Consider the following 20553-nt stretch of genomic DNA (forward strand, 5'->3'; position numbering starts at 1 on the left):
CCCTCCGTGTCAGCCTCAAGGTGAGTCACCGCACCGAGAGGAAGCCCGATGCTCGCCTTCACCACCGATGAGAAACGAGAGTTCGTCCTCGATTACCTCCAACAGCGCCACGGCAGCAAGACCGCCTGGCTGCAGGACAAACCGTTCAGCCTCCGACAGTTAGCACGCTGGCGCAGCGCCTATCTCCACGGCGACCTTGACCGCGACCTCGTACCTCGCAAGACTCGAGGAATGACCAGCCACCCTGCTCGACTTGAGGATCTGGAAAAACTCCTGACCCAACAACAACGCGAACACGACGCGCAACTGGCCGAACTCCACGAGGAAAACTCCTCCTTACGAGCGGCCAACGACGCGTTGGGAAAAGCTATCGGGCTCATGCACAAGTGGAGCGAGCACACGCCCGACGACACCCCCACTCCACCCGAGCCACCCAGTTCCTGACCTCCGAAAACATGCTGGTCACCCTACTTGCACAGCTACCCGGGATGAGCCAACGCAAAGCCCTTGCCGTACTGAATATTTCACGGTCAACCTGGCAATACCGCCAACGCCCCCGAAACCGGGTGAGCAACCCGATCTCACACCCCCAACGCCACCAACCACACGCACTGAATCTGACCGAGATCACCACGATCGAGGAGCACGTACTACGGGCCTGGACGCGCGGCGACTCCGTCGACCAGGCCTACGCCACCGCCTGGGACCAGGGCATAACAGTCGGCTCACGCCGCACCTGGTGGCGCTACGCCGCAGCCTTGGAACAATCACAGCGACCAGTCAAAACCCACCGCACCAAAACCGGGCCCCGCGAAAAACCCGTACTGCTGGCCACCGGACCGAACCAAATCTGGTCCTGGGATATCACCGACTTCAAAGCCCCTTACCGCGGACAAGCATTCAAGGTGTACTCAATCATCGACATCTTCTCCCGCAAGATCATCGCCAACCGCGTCGAAAACCGTGAACTCGACTACATGGCAGTGGAAATGTTCGAAACCGCATTCACCACAGAAGGAACCAAACCCCAATGGGTACACGCAGATTCAGGATCAGCGATGCGCTCCGATGCCATGAAAACCATGCTCGGCAACAACAAGATCAACGAATCGCACTCACGTCCCAGCGTCTCTAACGACAACCCGTACTCCGAGTCAGAGTTCCGAACCCTCAAACACCGCAAACATTTCCCCGGCATCTTCGAAACCCTCAACGACGCCCGCAACTACGTCACCACCTACACCGACTGGTACAACAACCACCACCGCCACAGCGGCATCAGCCTCTACACACCCAACGACGTCCACGACGGATCCTGGCGAGAAACCCACCGCCGCCGGCAACAAGCACTCGACGCCTACTACACCGAACACCCAGACCGATTCCGCCAACCACCAACCGCCCCACCCGCCCCGAACTGGTCAGGAATCAACTCCACCGGACCCCAACCCGCCACAAAATGACTCCACACAGGTTGACATCTACCGGCCTCATGCAATTTCGGCACGTTCGGCGGTGATTAGGGCACGCTCGGCGGTGATTTCGGCACGCTCGGCGGTTACCAGACCCCGGGGGGACGGAATTGCACACTCACGCGAGGGCCGACGCCGGTGGTCTTCGGTACGGCGTGCTGCCAGGTGCGCTGGCAGCTGCCGCCCATCACCAGCAGGTCGCCGTGGCCGAGTGTGAACTTCAGGGACGCGCCGCCGCCGACGGGCCGCAACAACAGCGCGCGGGGGGAGCCCAGCGAGAGGATCGCGACCATGGTGTCCTCTGACTTGCCTCGGCCGATGGTGTCACCGTGCCAGGCGACGCTGTCGTTGCCGCTGCGGTACAGACACAGGCCGGCCGAGGCGAATCCCTCCGGCAACTCTGCGCGGTAATGGTCGGTGAGGGTGTCGCGGCACGTGCCGAGCATCGGGTGTGGTCCGTTTCCGGCGTCGGGGTACTGGCAGACCAGGCGGGGGACATCGAGGACGCGGTCATACATCTGCCGCCGTTCGGCGCGCCACCGCACGTCGGTGTGCAGGCAATCGAAGAGGTCGTCGGCGCCGCTGACCCAGGCCGGACGCAGATCGACCCAGGCGCCGTCCGCGAGTTCTCGCCGGATCACGTTTCCGGATAGCGGGTTCAGGGTGGGGGTGGAGGTGTCGCTCAGGTCCTCGAACAGCGACACCTGTCGTCCGGGGCTCATGGGTCGACTCTACCGCGATTAGAACATATGTACGACAAAATTCCGTATCCGGTATGCTGGAACGCAGTTTATTTACGAACCCATTACCATCTGCGTCTGTCAGGCGCGGTGGAATCGACCCGCATAACCGCAGAAAGAGCCATGGCCAGCGCACCGCGCACAGATAGACCCCTCGCCATTGACCGTACGGCCGAAGCGGGGTCGACTCCGCGTTGACGCTCGTGTCCATCGCTCTCGGCATCCTCGTTGTACTTCTCATCTCCGCGCTCACCGGCTATTTCGTTGCCCAAGAGTTCGCATACATGTCCGTGGACCGCTCGCGACTCAAGGCGCGTGCGGAGGCCGGCGACAGCGGCGCGGCCCGCGCGCTCGCCGTCACGCGGCGCACATCGTTCATGCTCTCCGGAGCACAGCTCGGCATCACCGTCACCGGCCTGCTCGTCGGTTACGTCGCCGAACCCCTCATCGGCGAGGGCGTCGGTGAACTGCTCGGTGGCGTGGGCATCCCGACCGCTGTCGGTATCGCGATCGGTGCGATCATCGCCGTCGCCTTCTCGACGCTGGTGCAGATGCTGTTCGGTGAACTGTTCCCGAAGAACCTCGCCATTGCCCGCCCGGAACCGGTCGCACGGTGGCTGGCCATATCGACCACGTGGTACCTCCGCTTGTTCGGTTGGCTGATCTGGCTGTTCGACCAATCGTCGAACCTGCTTCTGCGCGCTTTGCGGATCGAGCCGGTGCACGACGTCGAACACTCGGCGACCGCACGCGACCTCGAACACATCGTCGCGAACTCCCGCGATGCCGGCGAATTGCCTGCCGAGTTGTCGACGTTGCTCGACCGGATTCTCGACTTCCCGACGCGGACAGCCGAACACGCGATGATCCCGCGGTCCCGGGTCGGCACGGTGCACGCAGACCTGCCCGTGTCCGACGTGGTGGAACTGATGGGTACCGGCCATACCCGGTACCCGGTGATCGGTGAGACCTCGGACGACCTGTTGGGTGTGATCCACCTGCACGATCTGCTCGAGGACTCGACAACCGGCACCGCCCTGACGCGTTCACGCCCGGCCGTGGTCGTGCCGACCACGCTGCCGTTACCGCAGGTCCTGGCCCACCTGACCGAAGAATCCGATGCGATGGCACTGGTCGTCGACGAATACGGTGGATTCTCCGGGGTCATCACCGTCGAGGACATCGCCGAAGAACTGGTCGGTGAGATCGCCGACGAGCACGACCCCGAGGGTGGGGCGATCGTGGCGGGCAATGCCCAGGACGGTTGGACGATGCCCGGTGACCTGCACGTGGACGAGGTGGAGCGGATCGTCGGGTACAGCCTGCCCGAAGGTGATTTCGAGACACTGGCAGGCGCGGTTGTCGCGCAATATGCCGGACTTCCCGAGGTCGGTGAACGGATCGAGATCGAGCTGCAGCCCGACCCGGCCGACCTGGTCAATGACGAGGATGCGCCGGTACGCAAACTGATCGCCGAAGTGACATCGATCGAATCGCATGTGCCCGCAACACTCTTCGTGACGTTGACGGTGACGAAGGGAGTCGACGATGAGTAACCCCTGGGTCATCGTGGCCATCACGGTGGCGCTGATCGCCGCGTCGGCATTTTTTGTCGCGGTGGAGTTCGCGCTGATCGCCGCCCGACGGCATCGGCTCGAGGACGCGGCACCGGACAGTCGGGCGGCGCGGGCAGCGTTGCGCAGCGCGTCCGAACTGTCGGTCCTGCTGGCCGGCTCACAGCTGGGCATCACCGTCTGCACCCTGGCGTTGGGTGCGGTGACCAAACCGGCTGTGCACCATTGGCTCACCCCGATGTTCGACAGCTGGGGCGCCCCGCTGTGGCTCGCCGATGTGCTGGGCTTCGTTCTCGCCCTGGTCATCGTGACCTTCCTGCATCTCGTGGTGGGGGAGATGGCCCCGAAATCGTGGGCGATCGCGCATCCCGAGAAGTCCGCGACCATGCTGGCGTTGCCGATGCGCGGATTCATGTGGCTCACGCGGCCGCTGCTGCTCACCCTCAACAGGATGGCGAACTGGCTGCTGGTCAAGGTCGGTGTGACGCCGGTGGATCAGGTTGACACCGGACAGGATTCGGACGCGCTGAGGCACCTGGTGGAGCATTCGGCGACTGTCGGCACGCTCGACGAGCGGTACCACGGCCAACTGGCGGTGGCACTGGAACTCGAGAATCTGACCGTCGGCGAGTTGGTGAACCGGGGCGTGGCACCGAGTTCCATCGACGTCGACGCCACCGCTGCCGACATCCGGGCGGCCGGATACACGTCCGGACACCTGCGGTTGCTGGTCAGCGGCAATGCCGGAATCGAAGGCGTGGTGCACGTTCGGGACAGCCTGACCGTGCCGCCGACCACCACGGCCGGCGAGTTGATGCGTCCGGTGCTGACGCTGGCCGCGGCAACGCCGGTCTACGAGGCGCTGCAGACCATGCGGGAAACCCGCGGGCATCTGGCCGTGGTGACCGACGGGGCGCAGGCCTGTGGCCTGTTGACCATGAACGATGTGGTCCAGAAACTGCTGCCGACGTCAGGTGTCACCGCCGGGGCCTGACCTACGGAGCCGTCACGAGCAGGGTGCGGCCGAGGCCGGCGCGAGATTCGATCGTCGTGTGGGCCGCCGCGGCATCGGCGAGCGGAAAGGTCTGTCCGACATAGACCTTCAGTTCACCGTCCGCGGCCATCCGCACCGCTCGGTGTGGCAACCCTTGCCAGTCGAGGGACGGATTCATGGTGAGTTGACGCAGCGGCGTCGCGGTCACATCGGTCGTGGTGTTCTGGACGTCTGCGAACGTTCCTGCCGCCGAACCGTATCCAAGAAACCGTCCGCCGGGCCGCAAGGTGGCTGCGGCGATGGCGCCGAGCGATCCGCCGACCCCGTCGAACACCACGTCGACGCCGTCTCCGCCGGTGACTTCGCGGACCTGCTCCGGCCAGCTGTCGGAGTCGTAACGTACCGCGGCTGTTGCGCCGAGGGCAGTGGACAATTGTGCTTTTGACGCACTGCTCACACCGGCGATCACCTCTGCACCCGCGTTCCTGGACAGCTGGGTCAACAGGGTTCCCAGTCCGCCGGCCGCGCCGGTGATCAGTACCCGATCGCCGGGAGTGACCCCGGCGGTGTCAAATGCCGCCAGGGCTGTGCGCCCGTCATGAACCAGGGCGGTGGCGTCCTCGATGGCGAGCTCGTCGGGGATCGGTACGACCAGATCGGCGCGGGCGAGCGTGAACTCGGCATAACCGCCGATCGGTAGACCACCGACAACTCCGCTCGCGGCGGTCTTGCTGATCACCCGTCGGCCGAGCAACGATCGGTCCCGGTCGTCTGCCACCTCGACGATGGTGCCGCCGACCCCGCCGCCTGGTGTGTAGGGGAGCGGCATCTTGAAGTGGTCGGTACTCCATCCGCTGCGAAGGCGGGCATCGAGGAACATCACATCCGCGGCAGCGACCTCGATCAGGACTTGCCCGGTTGTGGGGGAGGGGACCGGTGCGTGGCCGAGGTGAAGCACCTGTGGGTCACCGAACTCCCGAACTTCGATTGCGCGCATCGTCGTTCGGCCGGTCGTATCGGTTGGGTCCATGTATCGGACCGTAGAACTTCAAGCGCGCATGAAGTCAACCGCGTGGGGCGCCGCGGCCTGTGTGTCAGCCTTCAGGCCAGGGCGCGCAACCGCTCTGCAGCCTGCTCGATCACGTTGTCGCGCTTGGCAAAAGCAAACCTCACCAGGTGGCTCCACTGGTCCTGATGGTCGACGAAGGCGCTGACCGGTACCGCCGCGACGCCGATCCGTTCGGGTAGGTCGCGGCAGAAGGCGGCGCCGTCGTGATAGCCCAGCGGCCGGGGATCGGCACAGACGAAGTAGGTGCCCTCGCTGCGGTGCACCTCGAAACCGACATCGGTCAGTGCACCGGTGATGAGGTCGCGGCTGCGCTGCAGGCGGGCCGCGGACCGGCGAACCCACTCCATCTCGGTGTTCAGTGCGCAGGCCACGGCCGGCTGGAACGGTCCGCTGCCGACGTAACTCATGAACTGTTTGGCGGTGCGGGCGGCGGCGACGAGCTCGGCCGGACCACTGATCCAGCCGACCTTCCAACCGGTGCAGTTGAACGTCTTACCGGCCGAGCTGACCCGCAGCGTCCGCTCCCTCATCCCCGGCAGCGTGGCCAGCGGTGTGTGGGTCCGGTTGTCGAACACAAGGTGCTCGTAGACCTCGTCGGTCAGCGCCACGACGTCGTTGTCGATGCAGGCGTCGGCGATGGCCTGCAGGTCATCGTCGGAAAGGACCGTGCCGGTGGGGTTGTGCGGTGAGTTGATGATCACCAGCGCGGTGTCGGCGGTGATCGCGCGGTGCAGTGCGTCACGGTCGAGGGTGAAGCCGTCGCCGTCGGGAACCAGTGGGACGGTGACGCGGTTGGCCCCGGCCATCGCGGTGGCGGCGGCATAACAGTCGTAATACGGCTCGATCATCACCACGTCGGCACCTGGTTCGACCAGACCGACAACCGCACCGGTGATCGCCTCGGTGGCGCCGACCGTGATCAGGACCTCGCTGTCGGGATCGTAGTGCAGGCCATAGTGGTCGAGCTGGTGCCGGGCGACCGCCGCCCGCAGCGCCGGGATCCCGGCGCCGGGTGGGTATTGGTTGTGCCCGGTCGCGATCGCGTCCTGGGCGACCATGAGCATGGTTTCCGGGCCGTCGGTGTCCGGGAAACCCTGCCCGAGATTGATGGCATCGTGCTGGGCGGCCAACTGGGACATCTCGGCGAAGATGGTCGACGAGAAGGGTTGTAGCCGCTTGACGGTCCGCATCTGTGGTGGCCTCCTGGGACGAAAGTTGCTCGCGTTCTCCAACGCTACTCCGGGCGCACCGCCGGAGATCCGCTCCACCTCCGTCCCGCCCTCGTCAGCGGTTAGGCTCAGATCCTCAGCATTTTCGGTCATCGGAAGGTGTCGCGTGTCAGATCGAGGTCCCTATCCCGGCGCGCCGGGAGCCAGTGGTCCGGGTGGGAACGACCCCTACGGCGAGCAGAATCCCGATGGCCGGCAATACCCACCGCCGGCACCGGGCCATGGTCCCGCGCCCGGCCCGGCCTATCCGCCGCCCGCGTTCCCCGGTCAGCCGTACCCGCTGCCCGGTCCGGCCGATCCGCAGTTCGGTCAGCAGTATCCGCAGCAGCCCGGTGCCGGGCAGTACGGCGCGGTCCCGCAATACGGCGCGGTCCCGCAATACGGCGGGAGTCCGTACGGCAATCACCAGCCACCGCCGCCTCGTAAGAAGCGCACGGTGTGGGTGGTGCTCGCCGTGGTGGCCGCTGTTCTGGTCGCCGGGGCCATCGCGGTGGTGGCGCTGGCAGCTGTCCTCGCCGACGACATCGATGACGTCCGGGCCGGCGACTGTGTGACCGTGACCGGCGCCAACTCGGACGCCGACTTCGACATCATCGACTGCGGCACCACATCGCCGCTGAACTTCATCGTCGCCGAGAAGCTCGATTCGCGCACCGAATCATGTGGTGGAGAGCAGTATTCGGAACTGACGCAGACCGGTGAGGACGAAACGAAACTCTGCCTGGTGCCCAACTTTCAGGAAGGCAACTGCTACGAGGTCCCCGTCGCCTCACTGACCGGGATGAAAGAGGTGCCCTGTGAGGTCGGGAGCAGCCAGATCAACACGGTGGTCAAGGTGCTCGCCAGGGTCGACTCGACCACCGTCCCCGGGTGTGCCGGCGCGATAACGTTCGACCGGCCCAAGCCGCTCGGATTCTGCTTGGGCAGTCCTGCCGGGTGATCAGCCGATGGCCGGGCCGAGCAGGTCGTCGGCGTCGGTGATCCGGTAGGCGTAACCCTGCTCGGCGAGGAAGCGCTGCCGGTGGGCCGCATAATCGGCGTCGACGGTGTCGCGGGAGACCACGGAGTAGAAATGGGCCTGTCCGCCATCGGCTTTCGGCCGTAGCAGGCGACCGAGGCGCTGGGCCTCTTCCTGCCGGGACCCGAATGTTCCCGAGACCTGGACGGCGACGGAGGCCTCGGGCAGGTCGATGGAGAAGTTGGCCACCTTCGAGACAACCAGCGTCTGGATCTCACCGGTGCGGAACCTGGCGAACAGTTCCTCGCGCTCCTTGTTCTTGGTCGATCCCTTGATGACCGGGGCGTCGAGCGCCTCGCCGAGTTCGTCGAGCTGGTCGAGGTAGGCGCCGATGATCAGGGTCTGGGAGCCCTTGTGCTGCTCCAGAATCGACTTCACGACGTTGATCTTGGTGTGCGCGGTGGAGCAGAGCTTGTACTTCTCTTCGGGTTCGGCCACCGCGTACTCGAGGCGTTCGTTGTCGGTCAGGGTCACCCGCACCTCGATGCATTCGGCAGGTGCGATCCAGCCCTGTGCCTCGATGTCTTTCCACGGTGCGTCGTAGCGCTTGGGGCCGATCAGGCTGAACACATCGCCTTCGCGGCCGTCCTCGCGGACGAGCGTGGCGGTCAGGCCGAGCCGGCGGCGTGACTGCAGATCGGCGGTCATCCGGAACACCGGAGCGGGCAGCAGGTGGACCTCGTCATAGATGATCAGGCCCCAGTCCCGGGAATCGAAGAGATCGAGGTTGCGGTATTCGCCCTTCGATTTGCGGGTCATCACCTGATAGGTCGCGATGGTGACCGGCCGGATCTCTTTGCGTTCGCCGGAGTACTCGCCGATCTCTTCCTCGGTGAGCGAGGTCCGCGCGATCAGCTCGCGCTTCCACTGCCGTCCGGCGACGGTGTTGGTGACCATGATCAGTGTGGTCGCCTGAGCCTTGGCCATGGCGGCTGCGCCGACCATCGTCTTGCCGGCGCCACACGGCAGGACCACCACTCCGGAACCACCGGCCCAGAACGAATCGGCAGCCAACTGCTGGTAGTCGCGCAGCTCCCAGCCGCTCTCGTCGAGTGAAATGGCGTGGGCCTCGCCGTCGACGTATCCGGCGAGGTCTTCGGCCGGCCAGCCGACCTTGAGCAATACCTGCTTGAGCCGTCCGCGCTCGGACGGATGCACGATGACGGTGTCGTCGTCGACGCGTTCGCCGAGCATGGGAGCGATCTTCTTGTTGCGCATGATCTCGACGAGGACCGCGCGATCGAAGCTCACCAGGGTCAGTCCGTGGACCGGGCTCTTGACCAGTTGCAGCCGTCCGAAGCGCCCCATGGTGTCGACGACATCCATGAGCAGGGGCTGCGGCACGGCGTAGCGCGAGAAGCTGACCAGCGCATCCACCACCTGTTCGGCGTCGTGGCCGGCCGCCCGGGCGTTCCACAGCGCCAGCGGTGTCACCCGGTAGGTGTGCACGTGTTCGGGGGCGCGCTCGAGCTCTGCGAACGGCGCGATGGCGGCGCGCGCTTCGGCAGCTCGGGGATGGTCGACCTCGAGAAGCAGGGTCTTGTCGGATTGCACGATCAGGGGTCCGTCGGTCACAAGGATCCATTGTCCTGGGAAGTGCGTGTTTGTGCCACGTAGGGGTGACGTGGCTCTCTCTGCGGGGTCGGCGGTCAGTCGACCATTTCGACCGTGGTGATGCGGTGCAGGGAGAACCGGTGCTCCTCGTCGTTGCCGGGTTCGGTGGCGATCACCTGGCCGGCACCGATCAACCGGGGGACCACCACATGACGGCTGGCGAAGCCCTCCGCGTTGACGTAGCCGAGGCGGACGGTGCTCTTCGAGTTCAGTGCCTTCTGCAGCAGGGTGGCGGCCGGCAGGCCGCCGCCGGTCACCGACGAACCGCCCTTGCCCGGCCGGACCAGCGTTGCCGAGTTGGCCGCATCCTGCGAGCGCATGTGGGAGACCACGGCGCCGAGTCGATCCCGGCTGGGCAACGACAGCGACGGTTTGCGCGAACCCTGACGTTCGCGCGGCGTCGGAAGCCGAGCCCCCCGGAACCGCAGGTCCACGAGTTCACCCGTCGCGTCCTCACCGGCCGGGGCGAACCCCGCGGCCCGAAGTTGATCGAGCACGCCGATCAAAGGTTCGGACGTCACCGCGACGGTCGGGGCCAGCGCACGCAGCGAGAGCTCCTCGGCGACCGGCGAGCTGAGCACCGCGGCCAGTGTGGTCGGATCCTCACATCGGATGAACGTGCTGGCGACACCGACGCGCAGCTGTCCGTGTTTGCGTGCGACGTCATCGATCAGATAGGAGATCGACTGCGGCACCGGAGTTTTCGAATGGGAGGTGAAGAAGGTGATCAACTCGGTGCCGGTGCGCCCGGCGTCGAGTGCGCGGCGGACGGACGCTTCGGAGACCCGGTACACCGATGCGGCGCCGCCGGATTCGAGATCCGCGACGAGACTGAGGTCGGCGATGAGCTCGGGTGTCAGTGGTCCGGGTGCGGTGATCGTCTGATCCGCCTGGGCCAGGAAGAAGTCGATCGGCGCCGGAATGGACCGCGCCATCGCGGCGAGCGTCTGCGACTCGATGTCCTCGGCCGTGCCGGCAGCGACGATCTCCCGGCCCGCGGACGTCAGCGCGCCGTGGGCGACCAGACCCAAGGCCTGTGCCTCCGAGAGAGTCTCGGCGATCGTCGTCTGTGACAACCGACGTATCCAGCGAGGATGACGCCAGGTGATCTGTCGCGCGACCGATGTGGGATCGACCGCGGCACCCGGTTTCGCCTCGGCCAGCGCTTGGAGGATCAGCATCCGTTCGGCACGGGCGGCACCCTCCGCGATCGAGCCGACCAGCGCGCCGATGATCGTGCCCTCGGGCGTCCGGTCGCCAATCTGCCACGGGCGACGGTGTAGGTCGATCCACGCCGACGCAATCGAGAACCAGCGCCGTTCGGTGCTCTGGTGCATCCAGCTGTCGGCGGATGTCGTTGGTGCCCAAGACGGTTCCAGGCCGTCGGACATGTCGGGCTCTGGGAATCCGGAATCGATCAGTCGCAGCCCGGCCAGCACCTCGAGCACCAACCCCATGCGCTTTTCGTCCACGCCGACCACCTTGGTCAGGCGGCGGATCTCGCGGACGCCCATCCCGCCGGCCCGCAGGACCGTGGCGGGCTGTGCACCGAGAGCCTCCAGCACGTCCGTGCTGTGCCGCAAGAATTCCATGGCTTCACCCGCGGCGGCCGCGTCGACCTCGCCGAGACCGATCTTGCGTCCGCCGCCGCCGGTCAGTTCCGGTGGGCGCAGACTCTTGGGTTCGGCCGGATCCTCGCCGCGCAACAGCTGCCCGACCACCACCGGCAGTTCGACGGTCTGGTCGTCCACCACCACGAGCAGGTCCTGGTGGACCAGTTGTGGGACCGGCCGGTCGGAGTCGGGGCCGAGTGCGGCGTCCCGGGTGCGACCGAGGCCGGGGCCGGTGGACAGCGTGGTCAACAGTTCGCGTTCGCGCTCACCGACGGCATCGATCTTCTTCCGGATCTCCTCGAGGTCCAGCAGGTTGATCGGCGCGGTCGCCAGCGGCGAGCGCCAGGGCCACGCGGCCGGCATATGCGGTCCGGTCTGCAGGGCTTCGGGCGGACCCCAGATCAGCGCCAACGCGATGAGTGAATCGATGCGGGCGTTGATCGCGGCCGGATCCGCACGATCCGCGAGGGCTTCGACGATGGCGGTGGCGGCGACGGGTCCGCCGCCGGATTCCCGTCGCAATGTACTCAGGGTTTCGAGGACGGCCACTGCGAGCAGGTCCAGATCTTCGCCGGATCGATTGATCGAGGCCGCCGACAACGCGCGTTGGGCGAGGATCGCAACACCCGGCGGAGGTGGGCTTGCCAGGTCGGGCCGCGCCTGCAACAGATCAAGCAGTTGTTCGTCGCTGCGCGAGGCGAGGTCGTCGGCCAGGCTGATTGGCTGGTCGGGGCTCATCCAGTAGATGATATGCGCGCCGCTCATGGCACAATGACCGCCGTGGCTGAAAAGAAGAAGTATGTGGACAATGGTTGGCCCGAGGTCGCCGACGGCGAGCACGCTGTCAGCGAATTCACGTCGGATCGTTCCGGATCGCTGTCACCGTTCGGCGACATCACCTTTCCGCTGGATCCGAGCGATCTTCCATACCTCCATCCCCGCACCACGGTCAATCGCTGATCGGTGGATCCCTCATCGGATTCGGGGCGCCTGACTCATCTCGATGAGTCCGGGGCAGCGAAGATGGTCGATGTCGGAGGCAAGCCCGCCACCACCCGAAAGGCTGTGGCCACGGGCACTTTTGTGACCACCGCCGAAGTGATCGGGTTGCTGTCGTCGGGCGGGCTGCCCAAGGGCGATGCGTTGGCGACGGCCCGGATCGCCGGGATCATGGCGGCCAAGAAGACCCCGGAACTGATCCCGCTCTGTCACCAGGTCGCGCTCAGTTCCGTCGGCGTCGACTTCGAACTCGGCCAGAGCACCATCGGGGTGCGCGCCACAGCCGTCACCACCGATCGCACCGGCGTCGAGATGGAAGCGCTGACCGCTGTTGCCGTCACCGGCCTGACCCTGCACGACATGGTCAAAGGGGTCGACCCCCGCGCACAGATGACCGACATCGGTCTTGCCGAGAAGACCGGTGGCAAGAAAGGTCATTGGAAGCGCGACGATGACTGAGTCCGGTTCACCGGGAGATGATCACGCCACGCCGCGTACCGCGGCGATCGTGGTGGCCTCCACCCGGGCTGCGACCGGCGTGTACCCGGACCGTTGCGGGCCGATCATCGCCGCGTGGCTCGGCGAGCGCGGTTATGCGGTCGGACAGCCACAGGTCGTCCCGGATGGTGACCCGGTGGGCGACGCCCTGCGCGGCGCTGTTGCCGCCGGTGTCGCCCTCATCATCACCACCGGGGGAACCGGGCTCACCCCCACCGACCACACACCGGAACAGACCGCAGCCGTGATCGACCGCGCCATACCCGGTCTGGCCGACGCCATTCGGCGCAGCGGTCTGCCGAAGGTGCCCACCGCGGTCCTCTCGCGTGGCATCGTCGGTACTGCCGGGCGCACACTGATCGTCAACCTCCCGGGCTCGAGCGGAGGCGTGCGGGACGGACTCGAGGTTCTCGAGCCGGTTCTGCACCATGCGATCGACCAGATCAACGGAGGTGATCACTGATGGCAGCTGTGGTGGCGCTGGCCGCCGTGACCACCGAGCCGTTGTCGACCGCCGTGCACGAACAACTCGCCGGTGATGCCGCCGACGGCACAGCCGGGGCCATCGTGAGTTTTGTTGGTGCAGTGCGCAATCATGACGGCGGCCGGGACGTGACGGCGCTGAACTACAGTGCCCATCCGACCGCCGCCGACGTGGTGGCAAAGGTCGTCGCCGAGGTCGCCGCCGCCGCGGAAGGTGTCCGGGCCGTTGCGGTGTCGCATCGGGTCGGCAACCTCGCCATCGGCGACGCCGCACTGGTGGTCGCTGTGGCCGCCGATCATCGGCAGGCAGCGTTTGCCACGTGCGCGCTGCTGGTCGACGAGGTCAAAGCCCAGCTGCCGGTGTGGAAACACCAGATCTTCGCCGACGGCACCGACGAGTGGGTCGGTTCGGCCTGAGGGTCCTCGGGCTTTTCCGATACCCCGGAATATGACAATCGGCGCGACGGTGAGATATTCACCGCCGCGCCGATCATTTGTCTCTGTTGGCTACTTCGCGGCAGCTTCCACGATCTTCGGGGTCATCTGATCGACGGCCCATTCGAGGCTGTTCGCCGACGGGAACGCCAGGGCGGCCGGGACGGAGTCGGTCTTCGGGATCGTCACCACGGCACCACGTTTGACGGCGGGCAGGTTGTTCCACAGCTGCTGATCGCTGAGCAGGCTCATCTGGTCCGAGGTGTCCGGGAACACGATCAGCACATCGGAGTCGAGCTTCTCCAGGCTTTCGTAGCTGACCTGGGTCCGGCCGTTGGTGCACGGGACACTCTGCGCGTAGTCGGACAGCACCATGCCGAACTCCTTCATGACGCGGCCCAGGTTGTCGTCGGACGAGCACAGGATGTAGACGTCGGATGCGGACGGCGTGATGAGGACGTTGAACGTCTTGCCCTTGAGCTGTGGGTTGGCCGCTGCGGCGTCGGCGAGCGTCGAATCCGCCGAGGCGATGACCTCTTCACCTTTGGCCTCCAGGCCAAGGGCTTTCGCGACCTTACGGGTCGAGTCCTGCCAGGAATCGCCGTTCGCCTGGGTCGTGTACGACACGATCGGTGCGACGTCCACCAGGGCGGCATTCGTCTGATCGACCAGCCCGTAGAACGCGGTGCCCACCATGACGTCGGGTTCGAGGGCCAGAATCGCTTCGAGAGTGGACGACTGGGCGGTGCTCAGATCCAACTTGGGTGTCCCGGCCGGATACTTGCCCTGCGCCCAGGGGAACAGTCCGGTGCCGTTGGTCGTCGAGTCGGTCTGTGCACTGGTGGGTATGGCGATCGGGGTCACGCCGAGTGAGAGCACGATGTCTGCGTCGGTCGGACTCAGCGCCAGGACCCGCTCGGGCTTCGATTCGATGGTGACATCACCGAACGCACCGCCCACGGTGACCGGGAAGCCCGATGCGGACTCCGAGGAGGCTGCGGTTGCCGTGGCCTTCCTGGCATCGTTCGTCTGGTTGCCATCGCTGTCGGACCCGCAGGCCGCCAACAGCGGAAGGAGTATCGTACCCGCGGCGACAACGCCGATCAGGCGGCTACGCCACTGCGTGTTCTCAAACCGTCGCTCCGACGCCATTCTTGTTTTCCTGTCGCTCAACGTGTTTCCATGAATACCTTAAGGAAGGCTCACCTTACCACTGGCGAATTCGGTGGCGAATACGTCCGTAGCGGCCGCAACACCACCGCTCCGCAGAGTGCGATGACGAGCAGGATGCCGCTGTAGACGGTGACCGCGCTCGATGCCGCCATGAAGCCGCCGACGGCACCGGCCAGCAGGGCGCCGACCGACATGCCTGCGACTTCCTGTGCGGCCCACAGGCTGTTGACGCGGCCGAGCAGCCGGGCCGGGGTATTGGTCTGGATGAGGTTGTAACGCAGTACTTCCTGGATGGTTGTCACCGCGCCGACCGCGATCAGCAGAGGTGCGGCGATCAGGACGGTGGAGGCGGGGCCGACCGCGCCCTGGAGGACAAACCCGATGACCAGTGCAATCAGCAGCACCCAACCGGGCCTGCGCAGGTAGGACAGCCAACCGCTGGTGAACGACGCGATCACCGCGCCGATCGCACCGGCGGCGTAGAGCAGTCCGGTGGTCCGTGGATCCCCGGAGAATTGCTCGTCGACAAATGCCGGGATCAACGAGAGCAGTCCGCCGCCGAGCATCGCGATCACACCGACCGCGATGACACCGCCGACCAGGCGGTCACGGCGCAGGAACTGCACGGCGGATTCGCCGGCGGGGGCAGCTGTGCCCTCGACGGGTTCCGGCGGTTCGTGAGTCGGCGCCGGAAGGCGGGGGAGCCCGGACAAGATGATGATCGTGATCACCGTGCCGATGGTGGTGATCCAGTAGTTCCACGACACCGACCAGGTCGCCACGATGAGACCGGCCAACAGCGGGGACAGCACCGCGCCGAGCCGGACCGTCAGGGCGTTGAGGGCGCCGACTCCGATCATCTGGTCGGACGGGATCAGGCTGGGGATCACCGACAGCAATGCGGCAACGCTGATCGATCCGAATGCCCCGTTGAGCACCGCCAGCACCGCGATCGCGGTGACCGACGGCGACGGGAGGATCGCGTTGATGCCGAGCCCGACGAATGTCAGGCCCGCGATGGACCGGGAGAGCAGGATCAGGGTTCGGCGATCGAATCGGTCGGCGAGTACACCGCCCGCGAGCATGCCGCCGATCGTGGCGAGGCCGCTCAGCGCTGACACCAGGCCGACCACGAACGTCGATCCGCTGAGGTCGTATGTCTGGATCGGCACGGACACCGTCAGCATCCCGATCCCGAGCAAGGAGATCGTCCGTGCGATGAAGATCCGACGGAAGTTCACGCTCTCCCGCAGTGGTCGAAGATCGAGGAAGACCCGGCGTTTGCCGGTCGTTCGTTCCGCAGTCACAGATCAGTACCTCTCGGGTGGCACGCACCGAAAACGCCGAGTCGGTGGTCCAGTGGTCATCGATGAATCATGTTTGGCTACCCTAAGGCGATCAGATCGTATCGCAGTGGTCCGTGCCACAACCCAATCGAAGGGGCCGCGCAGTCGTGAGCACCGAACGACATGTCCATCCGCGGCGGACCTCGCTACCGATCGTGTTGCGACATCTGCACGTTGTCCGGGTGGCCGATGTGACCCCGCACATGCGGCGTGTGACCCTCGGCGGTGAACAGCTCGGTGCGTTCACCGCAGGCGGCTACGACCTCACGCCGTTCGCGACGCACAATCCGGACGACTACGTGAAGCTCTTCTTCTCGGACCCGGAGTCGAACGTGCTGACACTTCCCGAGCAGGACGACGGTCACCTCGACTGGCCGAAGCGTCCGGCGCCGACCTCGCGGTCGTACACGGTTCGCAGCTTCGACGCGGCCGCCGGCGAGCTGGACATCGACTTCGTGCTGCACGGTCACGGCGTTGCCGGTGAGTGGGCCCGCACGGTGCGTCCGGGCGACAGTATTCATCTCGCGGGACCGAAGGTGACCACCACACCGCCGGTGGGCGCGCCCTGGTGGATCTTGGCCGGCGACGAAACCGCGTTGCCGGCGATTGCGCACTATCTCGATGCCCCGCCGGCCGGTACACCGGTTCACGCGTTCGCCGTGGTCCCCGATGCTGCCGATGAGCAGTCCGACATCGACGGGATCACCTGGTTGAGACGCCGCGACGACGTCACCGACGGTCAACAGCTGGCCGCGGCCATCAACTCTCTGGTGCTTCCCGGCGGTGAGGGCTGGATGTGGATTGCCGGCGAGGCCGGGACCGTCCGCGAGCTCCGCGCAGTGGCGAAGTCGCTGGGTGTCGGCAAGACGATGCTCGACGCGAGCGGTTACTGGCGCCGGCCGGTCACCGGCGGAGTTCTCGAGCGGGTCCGCACGCTGCGAGCCCAGGCGACGGAAACCCTGGTGTCCCGACTGTAAGCAGGGGCGAACCAGATCCCGATTGACTGCATATGCCATGGTCAGGCTAACCTAAGATCCGGTTGTCCTCTCGGGAAAGAGAAGTAGCATCGTGCAGTTCCGTCAGCAGGTTCTGCGCACGTCCAGTGCTTCGGAGAACGTCCTCCTGGCGCAGGCGCTCGCTCCGGGGAATCCAACGTTTGTCGTTGGGCAGTTCTTGTGGATGAGCGGCCCGCTCGAGGTCGAGCGGTTGGTGCGCGCAACGGATTCCACATTTGCCGTCCTCGACGTGGCGACGGCCCGGTTCACGGTTGATGCCGATGGTGCGGTGATGACCCTCGGCCATCGGGCGCCCCCCACCGAGGTCGTGGATCTCACCGCGGAGCAGTCACCGGAATCGGCCGCACGGGACTGGGCGCGGCGTCGGCATTCGGTGGCCATCGATCCGGCGACGCAGCCCTGCGTGCGGGCGACCGTACTCATCCTGGGCACGCACACCCACGTTCTTCACCTGGCCGCCCATCACGCGGCGCTCGACGCCTTCGGTATCGCGCTCCTGATGCGTAGGGTCTCCGCAGCGTACGACGGCGCCGAACCGCTCGTGACCTCCATCGGCGACGTGGTCGATGACGACGCGCGGTATCGCGCGAGCGAGCAGTTCGACACCGATCGAGAGTTCTGGGCGCAGGAAGTGGCCGGGTCGGATCCGGCTCCCTCGCTTGCGCATCCGGATGCCGGTCCGGCCGCGATTGCGGCATCGGTGCGAACCGAGCGGGTCATGGTGGCGCCGCAGACGGTCGATGCAATGAACAGTTCGGGCTCGGGCGCTGGCACCTGGATCGACGCACTGGCGGCAGGTGCTGCCGGTTTCGTGGCCCGCGTGACGAATCGCGAGGACGTGATCCTGGGATTCCCGATGATGGCGCGGATGGGCACGCCCGCGACCCGGGTGCCGACGACGTCGGTGAATGTTGTTCCGCTGCGGATACATACCACTCGTGCAAGCACCGCCGGCGACGTCATGGAGTCGTTTGCGCAGACCAGGTCGCGGATCGGTGCACATGCCAGATACCGCGGAGAGGACATCGCGCGGACGGTGAGGTCGGGCGGATCCTCGCCGATCGTCGGGCCGTCCATCAACATCAAACCGTTCGGTGACCGGATCCGCTTTGCCGGACTGGACGCATCGGTGGAATCCCTTGCCCGCGGCCCGGTGACCGATCTGAGCATCACCGCGCAACGCATCGAACGGACCGGTGCGGTGGAGTTGTGTATCGACGCCGACACCGAGCGGTACACCGAATCCGAACTCGCGGCGGTGGGTGCGCGTCTGGTCGCGTTCATCGACCGATTCTTCGCGCCCGGACCGCAGGGCCGTCTCGGCCGGATCCCGGTCCCGACGCCGAGTGAGGTCGATGCGCTGCCCACCACCGGGCGCAAAGTCACGTTCGATCCGAATGACGCTGTACTGCAACTGATCCGACGCGCCGCGCAGCGCACGCCGGATGGCATCGCGATCATCTCGGGTGACGATGTGATGCGCTACGGCGAGCTGGTGCAGGCCACCGACCGCTTGGCCGATCGCCTGCGGGAGCAGGGCGTCGGTCCCGGTGACACGGTTGCCATCCTGTTGCCCCGGACGCCGACGCTTGTTGTCGCCCTGCTGGCGACATCGGCCGCGGGTGCGGCATACGTCCCGCTCGATCCGCGCTTCCCGGCCGACCGGGTGGAATACATGCTCGGGCACAGTGATCCGCGGACCATCCTCACCACGACGGACTGCGCGGAGGTCCTGTCCGGTCGGCAGCTTGCGCGCACGCTCATCCTCGATGCGACGCGCGGCGAGGTTCGCCCGGATCCGGCCGGGTCCGGGCGACGGTCGGGTACCCCCCGGACACCCGATTCGGTGGCCTACGTGATCTATACGTCGGGTTCCACCGGATTGCCCAAAGGGGTTGCCATCAGTGACCGGGCGATGGCAAACCTGGTCCGCGACATGAGTGATCGATTCGGATTCGGCCCGCATACCGTCATGCTGGCGGTCACCACGATCTCGTTCGACATCGCGGTGCTCGAATTGTTCTCACCCCTGATCTCGGGTGGTTCGGTGGTACTGGCGGGCAACGCCGAGATCCAGGATCCGCAGGCCCTCGCGGATCGGATCCGTTCGGGCGGTGTGAATGTCATGCAGGCGACGCCTGCGCTGTGGGCCGGGTTGCTCACGCTCGGTCCGGCTCTGAACCTGCATGGCGTCGATGTTCTGGTGGGCGGCGAACCGTTGCCCGAATCGGTTGCCGAAGAACTCGGTGCCGGCGCCAGAACGGTCTGGAACATGTACGGCCCCACGGAGACGACTGTGTGGTCGACGGTGGCCGCGGTGAGCTCCGGCGCCGACATCACCATCGGCAGGCCTATCGCCAATACCCGCTCCTACGTCCTGGACAGAGCGCTGCAACCGGTCCCGGTGGGCGCGATCGGGGAGCTCTATCTCGCCGGTGACGGTGTCGCAACGGGGTACTTCGGGCAGGTCGATCTGACGGCGGCCCGATTCGTTGCCGATCCGTATCAGCAGGGATGCCGGATGTACCGCACCGGTGATCTCGCACGATGGGGGGCCGATGGTCGGCTCGCCTGTCTCGGACGCACCGATGATCAGGTCAAGGTCCGTGGATTCCGGGTCGAGCTCGGTGATGTGGAAACCGCGGTTGCCGCGATGGCCGGTGTGGATCGATGTGTCGCCAGGGTGATTCCGGGCGCCACCGGCGGGCAGTTGGTGGCGTACATCCGCGTGGTTGACGGCGCGACGGTCGACCGGGCGAAGATACGCGATGACCTGCGACTGACACTGCCCGAATACATGATCCCGGCAGCGGTACTCGAAGTGACCGGGTTCCCGCAGACGCCCAACGGCAAGCTCGATCGTAAGGCGTTGCCTGCACCGGACTTCTCGTCGATGGTCACCGATTCCAGAGAACCCGAGAACGAAATCGAGTCAGCACTGTGTGCTGTCTTCGCACAGGTACTCGGTGTTGCGCAGGTGGGCGTCGAGGATGATTTCTTCGGCCTCGGTGGTGACAGCATCACCGCGGTCCGGGTGGTCGGCGCGGCTGCCCGGGTGGGATTGAAGCTGACGGCGGCACACGTGTTCGAATCGAGAACCGTTGCGGTACTGGCACCGCTGGCCACACCGGTGACGCCTCCGACGCCGGTATCGGCTCCTCCGCAGGCCCACCCGCGGCAGCGGGTGGCACCTGACACTGCAGTGTTCACCGGGCTCTCGCAAGAAGAGCTCGACGAGTTCGAAGGCGAAGGCAACCTACTGTGACGACCGGCTCGCGAC

18 protein-coding genes are annotated in these 20553 nt (G+C 66.0%); 11 read left to right on the plus strand and 7 right to left on the minus strand.

The window, feature by feature from the left end:
• Positions 1 to 48: 48 nt before the first annotated feature.
• The gene (locus AC51GT_RS22145) at positions 49 to 444 is read left to right on the plus strand and encodes a hypothetical protein (RefSeq protein ID WP_496324071.1); all 396 of its coding nucleotides are present in this window, start codon (positions 49 to 51) and stop codon (positions 442 to 444) included.
• Positions 445 to 488: 44 nt separating this feature from the next.
• Positions 489 to 1463 carry a transposase gene (locus AC51GT_RS22150; protein ID WP_496329362.1) on the plus strand — a complete coding sequence of 325 codons (975 nt, stop codon included), beginning with the start codon at positions 489 to 491 and terminating at the stop codon, positions 1461 to 1463.
• 95 nt (positions 1464 to 1558) lie between these two features.
• Here AC51GT_RS22150 and AC51GT_RS22155 read toward each other — a convergent pair whose 3' ends face one another.
• Entirely contained in the window at positions 1559 to 2194 is a 636-nt protein-coding gene (locus AC51GT_RS22155; protein WP_496324694.1) for an alpha-ketoglutarate-dependent dioxygenase AlkB, read from the minus strand.
• Positions 2195 to 2406: 212 nt separating this feature from the next.
• Between AC51GT_RS22155 and AC51GT_RS22160 the strand changes: the two genes are divergently transcribed.
• Together AC51GT_RS22160 and AC51GT_RS22165 are read left to right on the plus strand one after the other, a co-directional pair.
• Complete coding sequence (locus AC51GT_RS22160) at positions 2407 to 3768, plus strand: hemolysin family protein (RefSeq protein WP_496324693.1); 1362 nt, start codon at positions 2407 to 2409, stop codon at positions 3766 to 3768.
• Positions 3761 to 4780: a hemolysin family protein gene (locus AC51GT_RS22165; protein ID WP_496324692.1), complete on the plus strand. Its 1020-nt coding sequence runs from the start codon at positions 3761 to 3763 to the stop codon at positions 4778 to 4780. The genes AC51GT_RS22160 and AC51GT_RS22165 overlap by 8 nt, the downstream gene beginning before the upstream one ends.
• A gap of 1 nt (position 4781) precedes the next feature.
• Here the strand turns inward: AC51GT_RS22165 and AC51GT_RS22170 are convergent, their stop codons facing one another.
• The gene (locus AC51GT_RS22170; protein WP_496330182.1) at positions 4782 to 5810 is read right to left on the minus strand and encodes a zinc-binding dehydrogenase; all 1029 of its coding nucleotides are present in this window, start codon (positions 5808 to 5810) and stop codon (positions 4782 to 4784) included.
• Between the two features lie 71 nt (positions 5811 to 5881).
• Entirely contained in the window at positions 5882 to 7039 is a 1158-nt protein-coding gene (locus tag AC51GT_RS22175) for a pyridoxal phosphate-dependent aminotransferase (protein ID WP_496330183.1), read from the minus strand.
• A gap of 145 nt (positions 7040 to 7184) precedes the next feature.
• Between AC51GT_RS22175 and AC51GT_RS22180 the strand changes: the two genes are divergently transcribed.
• Complete coding sequence (locus AC51GT_RS22180) at positions 7185 to 8018, plus strand: LppU/SCO3897 family protein (protein WP_496330184.1); 834 nt, start codon at positions 7185 to 7187, stop codon at positions 8016 to 8018.
• Here AC51GT_RS22180 and AC51GT_RS22185 read toward each other — a convergent pair whose 3' ends face one another.
• Together AC51GT_RS22185 and AC51GT_RS22190 are read right to left on the minus strand one after the other, a co-directional pair.
• Positions 8019 to 9671, minus strand: a complete 1653-nt coding sequence (locus AC51GT_RS22185) for a DNA repair helicase XPB (RefSeq protein ID WP_496330185.1) — start codon at positions 9669 to 9671, stop codon at positions 8019 to 8021.
• Between the two features lie 74 nt (positions 9672 to 9745).
• A complete protein-coding gene (locus AC51GT_RS22190; RefSeq protein WP_496330186.1) occupies positions 9746 to 12088 on the minus strand; it encodes a helicase-associated domain-containing protein in 2343 nt (780 codons plus the stop codon).
• A 6-nt stretch (positions 12089 to 12094) separates the two neighbouring features.
• Between AC51GT_RS22190 and AC51GT_RS22195 the strand changes: the two genes are divergently transcribed.
• The 4 genes from AC51GT_RS22195 to AC51GT_RS22210 are packed head-to-tail and all read left to right on the plus strand — an operon-like array spanning position 12095 to position 13720.
• A complete protein-coding gene (locus AC51GT_RS22195) occupies positions 12095 to 12283 on the plus strand; it encodes a hypothetical protein (RefSeq protein WP_496325049.1) in 189 nt (62 codons plus the stop codon).
• A gap of 3 nt (positions 12284 to 12286) precedes the next feature.
• Positions 12287 to 12781 (plus strand): cyclic pyranopterin monophosphate synthase MoaC, encoded by a 495-nt coding sequence (gene moaC, locus AC51GT_RS22200; protein WP_496324687.1) that lies wholly within the window; start codon positions 12287 to 12289, stop codon positions 12779 to 12781.
• Entirely contained in the window at positions 12774 to 13283 is a 510-nt protein-coding gene (locus AC51GT_RS22205; protein WP_496330187.1) for a MogA/MoaB family molybdenum cofactor biosynthesis protein, read from the plus strand. Before moaC ends, AC51GT_RS22205 begins: the two co-directional genes overlap by 8 nt.
• Positions 13283 to 13720, plus strand: coding sequence for a molybdenum cofactor biosynthesis protein MoaE (locus tag AC51GT_RS22210; protein ID WP_496324685.1), 438 nt, complete (start codon positions 13283 to 13285; stop codon positions 13718 to 13720). Before AC51GT_RS22205 ends, AC51GT_RS22210 begins: the two co-directional genes overlap by 1 nt.
• Before the next feature lie 90 nt (positions 13721 to 13810).
• On the opposite strand, the gene AC51GT_RS22215 is transcribed toward AC51GT_RS22210, so the two are convergent.
• Both AC51GT_RS22215 and entS read right to left on the minus strand, forming a co-directional pair.
• Positions 13811 to 14890 (minus strand): iron-siderophore ABC transporter substrate-binding protein, encoded by a 1080-nt coding sequence (locus tag AC51GT_RS22215; RefSeq protein ID WP_496330188.1) that lies wholly within the window; start codon positions 14888 to 14890, stop codon positions 13811 to 13813.
• 50 nt (positions 14891 to 14940) lie between these two features.
• The gene (gene entS, locus AC51GT_RS22220; RefSeq protein WP_496330189.1) at positions 14941 to 16218 is read right to left on the minus strand and encodes an enterobactin transporter EntS; all 1278 of its coding nucleotides are present in this window, start codon (positions 16216 to 16218) and stop codon (positions 14941 to 14943) included.
• 146 nt (positions 16219 to 16364) lie between these two features.
• Between entS and AC51GT_RS22225 the strand changes: the two genes are divergently transcribed.
• Both AC51GT_RS22225 and AC51GT_RS22230 read left to right on the plus strand, forming a co-directional pair.
• Entirely contained in the window at positions 16365 to 17234 is an 870-nt protein-coding gene (locus AC51GT_RS22225; RefSeq protein ID WP_496330190.1) for a siderophore-interacting protein, read from the plus strand.
• 91 nt (positions 17235 to 17325) lie between these two features.
• The gene (locus AC51GT_RS22230; protein ID WP_496330191.1) at positions 17326 to 20538 is read left to right on the plus strand and encodes an amino acid adenylation domain-containing protein; all 3213 of its coding nucleotides are present in this window, start codon (positions 17326 to 17328) and stop codon (positions 20536 to 20538) included.
• Positions 20539 to 20553: the final 15 nt, after the last annotated feature.

The sequence above is a fragment of the Williamsia sp. z34 genome, assembly GCF_059553395.1.

Bases quoted from the DNA above. Each gene is read 5' to 3' on its own strand.
- AC51GT_RS22175 (WP_496330183.1), bottom strand. From the start codon at position 7,039: ATGCGGACCGTCAAGCGGCTACAACCCTTCTCGTCGACCATCTTCGCC.
- AC51GT_RS22195 (WP_496325049.1), top strand. From the start codon at position 12,095: ATGACCGCCGTGGCTGAAAAGAAGAAGTATGTGGACAATGGTTGGCCC.
- AC51GT_RS22210 (WP_496324685.1), top strand. From the start codon at position 13,283: ATGGCAGCTGTGGTGGCGCTGGCCGCCGTGACCACCGAGCCGTTGTCG.
- AC51GT_RS22150 (WP_496329362.1), top strand. From the start codon at position 489: ATGAGCCAACGCAAAGCCCTTGCCGTACTGAATATTTCACGGTCAACC.
- AC51GT_RS22165 (WP_496324692.1), top strand. From the start codon at position 3,761: ATGAGTAACCCCTGGGTCATCGTGGCCATCACGGTGGCGCTGATCGCC.
- AC51GT_RS22170 (WP_496330182.1), bottom strand. From the start codon at position 5,810: ATGGACCCAACCGATACGACCGGCCGAACGACGATGCGCGCAATCGAA.
- AC51GT_RS22155 (WP_496324694.1), bottom strand. From the start codon at position 2,194: ATGAGCCCCGGACGACAGGTGTCGCTGTTCGAGGACCTGAGCGACACC.
- AC51GT_RS22205 (WP_496330187.1), top strand. From the start codon at position 12,774: ATGACTGAGTCCGGTTCACCGGGAGATGATCACGCCACGCCGCGTACC.
- AC51GT_RS22145 (WP_496324071.1), top strand. From the start codon at position 49: ATGCTCGCCTTCACCACCGATGAGAAACGAGAGTTCGTCCTCGATTAC.
- AC51GT_RS22215 (WP_496330188.1), bottom strand. From the start codon at position 14,890: ATGGCGTCGGAGCGACGGTTTGAGAACACGCAGTGGCGTAGCCGCCTG.
- AC51GT_RS22190 (WP_496330186.1), bottom strand. From the start codon at position 12,088: ATGAGCGGCGCGCATATCATCTACTGGATGAGCCCCGACCAGCCAATC.